Annotated in this window: 6 protein-coding genes and 1 pseudogene; 4 read left to right on the forward strand and 3 right to left on the reverse strand. The window is 70.2% G+C overall.

The genetic code is table 11. The features are described 5' to 3' along the window. Positions 1-39 precede the first annotated feature (39 nt). Together JL475_RS37960 and JL475_RS37965 are read right to left on the reverse strand one after the other, a co-directional pair. Complete coding sequence (locus JL475_RS37960; RefSeq protein WP_202282762.1) at positions 40-543, reverse strand: hypothetical protein; 504 nt, start codon at positions 541-543, stop codon at positions 40-42. Positions 544-919: 376 nt separating this feature from the next. Beyond that, entirely contained in the window at positions 920-2,284 is a 1,365-nt protein-coding gene (locus JL475_RS37965; protein ID WP_202282763.1) for an FAD-dependent oxidoreductase, read from the reverse strand. Positions 2,285-2,484: 200 nt separating this feature from the next. Between JL475_RS37965 and JL475_RS40945 the strand changes: the two genes are divergently transcribed. The 4 genes and pseudogenes from JL475_RS40945 (at position 2,485) to JL475_RS37975 (ending at position 4,588) form a co-directional block, all read left to right on the forward strand. Next, complete coding sequence (locus tag JL475_RS40945; protein ID WP_307825321.1) at positions 2,485-2,934, forward strand: DUF6214 family protein; 450 nt, start codon at positions 2,485-2,487, stop codon at positions 2,932-2,934. Positions 2,935-3,350: 416 nt separating this feature from the next. Next, a complete protein-coding gene (locus JL475_RS41830) occupies positions 3,351-3,593 on the forward strand; it encodes a transposase (RefSeq protein ID WP_368860257.1) in 243 nt (80 codons plus the stop codon). Positions 3,594-3,606: 13 nt separating this feature from the next. Continuing rightward, positions 3,607-3,834, forward strand: a complete 228-nt coding sequence (locus JL475_RS37970) for a transposase domain-containing protein (protein WP_202282764.1) — start codon at positions 3,607-3,609, stop codon at positions 3,832-3,834. Between the two features lie 33 nt (positions 3,835-3,867). Then, positions 3,868-4,588, forward strand: a pseudogene (locus JL475_RS37975) (IS6 family transposase). A 43-nt stretch (positions 4,589-4,631) separates the two neighbouring features. Here JL475_RS37975 and JL475_RS37980 read toward each other — a convergent pair. Next, positions 4,632-4,901 (reverse strand): hypothetical protein, encoded by a 270-nt coding sequence (locus tag JL475_RS37980; protein ID WP_202282765.1) that lies wholly within the window; start codon positions 4,899-4,901, stop codon positions 4,632-4,634. Positions 4,902-5,109: the final 208 nt, after the last annotated feature.

Consider the following 5,109-nt stretch of genomic DNA (forward strand, 5'->3'; position numbering starts at 1 on the left):
GCCGCTGTCACCACCGAAGCCGAAACGCGCCGAACCGGCTCACACCCTCGAGCACTCGCTCAACCTGACAACACCAGCCAGAGAGAGGTCCCACTGGTCAGCCGCGTGAAGCAGCGCCGCGGCGTTCATCCCGACCTCCACGACGTACTGGTAGATGTCAGCCCCGTCATCACCCTGTTGCCACGGGGGTGCCGCCTCCAAGGACAGATGAACGCGAATCACCGCGGTCCCGCCCTCGCTTCGATCGCCGAGGCTGAAAGCCACGACCGGTTCGATGAACCACGTGTCCGGCGACAGCTCACCTGCGGCATCAGGTTCGGTGACGGCCACCGTCCCCGCGGCCACCGCGCGCAGCCACGCGGACACCTGGTGGGCCTCACCGGTGAGCAAACACGGATCGGCGAAGGACCAGCTTCCCTCAGGAGTCATCACCGTGCCATCAATGACCAGCCAGTTGTCGTCGTACGAGTCGCCCCGGACCGTGGCGAACTGATAGCGCACTGGGCGGAGGTCGACACTGCTGGCGAGATCGTTCAGGAGCACTGGGCCAGGATGTCATGCGCTGGCCAGCAGGACGGACTGCGCCTTCCAGCCCAGGTGCACAGGCCAGAGCGCCGCCCCGGACTGGCCTCCGTTTCGGAGACAATCCCGACCTCTGTCAGACGATCTTCTCCATGGACTCCCGCCCACGAGTAGCGTGAGCACCGCGAGAGCCGGTCACACCAGCCCTTTGACCTGCGGCTTCAGGTTGGCGGAGGCTCAGTGGGATCAGGTCGTCGGCGGCGGATGCGTGAGTGCGTTCGTGGGCGGTACCTGAGACGGCGGCTTGTCGCTGTCCCGGACAATCGGGATGTTCCGCGGGGGCCGCGAGCCCTGGCCGTCGTTGGGGGTCGGCCAGGTGGCGGCGCCCGCCGAGCCGCTACGCTCCCGTCCTCCGCGCCGCATCGAGCAGCGAGGCCCAGTCGGGCAGCTTGACCACGTTCCGGTCCAGCGAGGCGCCGAGTTCCGCCTCGGCCCGTTCGATCGCCCGCCACCCGGCCCACTCGACCGGCTCGATCCCCTCGGTACGCAGCGCCACCAGCGGATCCCCGGGCACGTCACGGCGGACCAGCGCGGCCGTGTCCGCCAGCAGGGAGGCCACCGTCTCCTTGGCGCACGGCCGGTTCGTACCGATGACACCCGTCGGGCCCCGCTTGATCCAGCCCGCCACGTACTCGCCCGGCGCCACGGCACCCTCCCGCAGCACCCGCCCGGCCAGATGCGGCACCGTGCCGCCCGAGGCGTCGAACGGCAGACCCTCCAGCGCCACTCCGCGGTACCCCACCGAACGCAGCACCAGTTGCGCCTCGATGTCCTCGTACGCACCCGTGCCCGTCACGCCACCGTGCCCGTCCGGCACCGTCCGCTCGAAGCGCACCGCGCCCACGCGGCCGTCCCGGGCGAGCAGTTCGACCGGGCGGAGGAAGAAACGCAGCCGGATCCGCCGCCGGGAACTCGGTACGGGGGTCTCGGACCAGCCACGCAGCACCTCCACGTTGCGGCGCTGCGGGGCGGGCAGCCCGGAGGGATCGGCGTAGGCCGGATCCTGCGCCAACTCGGCCCGGTCCACGGCGATCCCGGTGTTCGGCAGGGTGCCCAGCTCGCGCAGTTCCTTGGTGGTGAAGCGGGCCTGGGACGGACCGCGCCGGCCCACCATGGCGATGTCCGTCACTCGGCTCGCCCCGAGCGCGGTCAGGGCGGCGTGCGGCACATCGGTCGGGCTCAGCTCCGGCACCCCCCGGGCCAGCATTCGTGTGACGTCCACGGCGACGTTCCCCACGCCGATGACCACGGCCGACCCGACCCCGCGCAGGAACCCGTCGTCGGTGGGGGTGCCTCCCTGCCCGGGGGAGTCCGGGTGGGCGCTGTACCAGGACACGAACTCGGTCGCCGACCAGCTCCCCGGCAGGTCCTCACCGGGGATGCCCAGCCGCCGGTCGGTGGCGGCGCCCACGCAGTACACCACCGCGTGGTACAACTCCCGCAGCCGGGCGACCGACACCCCTGAGGGGCCGACCGCCACCCCGCCGAGGAAGCGCACCCGCTCGTGCTCCAGGACCGCGCGGAGGTTGTTCTGCAGCGACTTGATCTTCTCGTGGTCCGGTGCCACGCCGTAGCGGACCAGCCCGTACGGGCACGGCAGCCGGTCCAGGACGTCGACGCGCACCTGGGCGTCCTGCTGGACCAGACTCTGTGCGGTGTAGCACCCGCTCGGTCCGGAACCTACGACGGCGACACGCAGCACGGCGGAACTCCTCACCCCACGGACCGACAGGAGATCGCTGATGTCTCCAGCATCGCACCACCGGTGCTCCGCTGACAGGGTGCCGTCCGCCACGAGGGGTGCGTGTTCGCTCGCCTGGAAAGTGACCGCACGCTTACGTTGCGTGTGCGCTTGAGGCATCCTTTCTTCATCTTTCCGATCGTTCTCCGGCGGACGGTGCGGTGTCCGTGTGGCCCGCGTGGGAGGCGCGGGAGGGCGAGCGCGTGACGCGCTGGTTGCATGTGCGGCTGGCCTTCGCCGACGGGGCGTCGGTCGAGGCGCTCGCGACGGTGTCCGAGCAGTGCGTCTGTGTCGAGGACGTGCGGGCCCGCCCCGCGCTGTCCCTAGACGACCTGGCGCTGTTCGCCGACTGGATCGAGGGACCGCTGGCGCGGGCGTGCGGTGCCGGCGCCGAGCCCGGCCCCGAGGACCGGGCCACGGCGGCGGGGCGCAGTCGACGGGCGGCTCGCCCTCGCCCGCATACGGGTCGGGCATCCGGTACAGAGGCCGCGGGCCGGTCTCACGCACCGCACGCCACCAGCCCCAGCTCGGCTTGCCTCCCGCATCTGGGGCGGCCGAGGGACGGGCTCCCCACCCCCGCTCGGAACGCGGGTCGTAGACCTCGCCGGTGAAGTCTGGGCGTGCGGGGGTTGTCCCGCGCTGGTGGATTCGCTCGAGGATCCGCCGAGTGTCGCAGCGCTGGTAGCGATCGGTGATCTCAGCCAGGTACATGTACCTGCGGCCTACGCCGATGGCCTTCCCGCTGTTTAGGTTGTCTGACTGGCTGTTCTCTATCCGTCCGTGTGGTCGGTCCGATTCGAACAGGGGCCTGGTTCGGGTGAGTCGGCCGGTGCGGAGGCATGAAGGAAGGGCCTCTTGGTAGCTCGCGGTTGTCGAATCCAGCGAGAAGCAAGAGGCCCTGGTGTCGAAGTGTCGCGTGGTCGCAGTCGCCGAGTCCAGTTCGTCCACTCCTGGGTGTGACTGCCTCGCCCATCGGTTCGGCAACGCGACCGACCGGCCGGAGCGCCGGCCCCGGTACGCCTCGGACATGAGCGATGCCGAGTGGGCACGGGTGCGGGACCTGCTGCCGGTGCCGGCATGGCTGGCGGGCCGGGGCGGGCGGCCGGAGGGCTACTGCCACCGGCAGATGATCGACGCGGTGCGCTACCTCGTCGACAACGGCCAATACCGTTGCTTGAGAGGTACAGGTAGTTCCTCTCCCCGGCACGGTGACCGCCGGTGTGTTGGTTCGTTGACCGGACATGCATCCATGGATCGGGTTATCCGATGAGGTTCGGCTCGGGTTGCTCACCGAGTGGATCGTTCCTGAGCTGGTGGACGAGGTGCTGACCGCGTGTGGTCGGCGGGATGCCAAGCCCCGCCCCCTGTCAGGCCAGTTCATGGTCTACTTCGTGCTTGCTCTGGCTCTGTTCCAGCAGGACTCCTACGACGATGTCGCGGAGAATCTGGTCGGGGCCCTGGGCGAGATGGACCAGTCGGGGCGCTGTCACGTTGGCTGGGGCGTGGGATGATCTTGGAGTGATCGTTCCGGGAAGGGTTCGTTCGTGCCGTCGACGCCGCCGTCCTACAAGGGCCACCGCTACCCGGCTGAGGTCATCGCGCACTGCGTGTGGCTGTGCGTCCGCTTCCCGCTCGGCTTCCGCGAGGTCGAGGAACTGATGCTCCAGCGCGGCGTCCTCGTCTCCCACGAGACCGTGCAGCCGCTGGTGCGCCACGTTCGGCCAGGCCTGTGCCGCCGGACTGCGCCGCCGCCGGCCCCGGCCCGGCGACACGTGACATCTCGACGAAGTGTTCGTCAAGATCAACGGTGAGCTGACGTACCTGTGGCGGGCCGTCGCCCAGGACGGCACCGTGCTGGACATCCTGCTGCAGTCCAAGCGGGACGCGAAGGCCGCCAAGCGGTTCCTGGCCAGGCTCATGAGGAAGCAGCAGCGGGTGCCCAGGGTCATGGTCACCGACAAGCTCCGCTCCTACGGCACCGCCCACCGGGAGCTGATGCCCTCGGTCGAGCACCGCTCGCACAAGGGCCTGAACCACCGGGCCGAGAACAGCCACCAGCCGACGAGGCAGCGCGAACGGGCGATGCAGGGCTTTTGCTCCGCCGGCGCCGCACAAAGATTCCTGTCCGCCTTCGGCGGCATCTCACCCCGCTTCCGGCCCCGCCGACACCGGATGACCGCCGCCGACTACCGCGCCGAGATGACCTTCCGCTTCGTCGTCTGGGAGCAGGTCACCGGCGCTGCCGGCCGGGCCACCACGGCGTGACCCCGGGCCCGGGTCGCAAGCCCACCACGCCCCGACGACGCCGTCAGACACTCACCCGCCCAACAACGTGACAGCGCCGCCCGGACACCTGCAGCACCGCCGGCGCCACCGTGGCCGGGTCTCCGCCGGCCACCCACCGGAAGCGGGCCACCCTCATCAGGTCGTCGACGCTCTCCCGTACGTACCCGTCCACGATGCCCAGACCGCTCGGGCGTTCACGCAGCACCACATCGCCCGGCTCGTCATCATCCGCGATCTGCTGGCAGTCCCCCGAGTCGGGGCAACCCGTGAACTCGTACACCCATCGGCCCATGCCTGTCATCCTGTCGGGAACAACGAGCACCCCACTGATCAGGCACGCAGGCTGTGGAGCGGAGTCGCCCGAAGGGATCAGGGGCGCTGCTGATCAGACAATTCCGCGGTGGGGGTCCTGGAGCCGGTCGCCGGCCGGCCCGCTCCCGCCCCGCCTCCGTCCGTTCCCTGGAGCGGTACGTCCGCCCCGGCGTCGACGCGGTCGCCGC

Source organism: Streptomyces sp. M2CJ-2 (assembly GCF_016757295.1).
Lineage (GTDB): Bacteria > Actinomycetota > Actinomycetes > Streptomycetales > Streptomycetaceae > Streptomyces.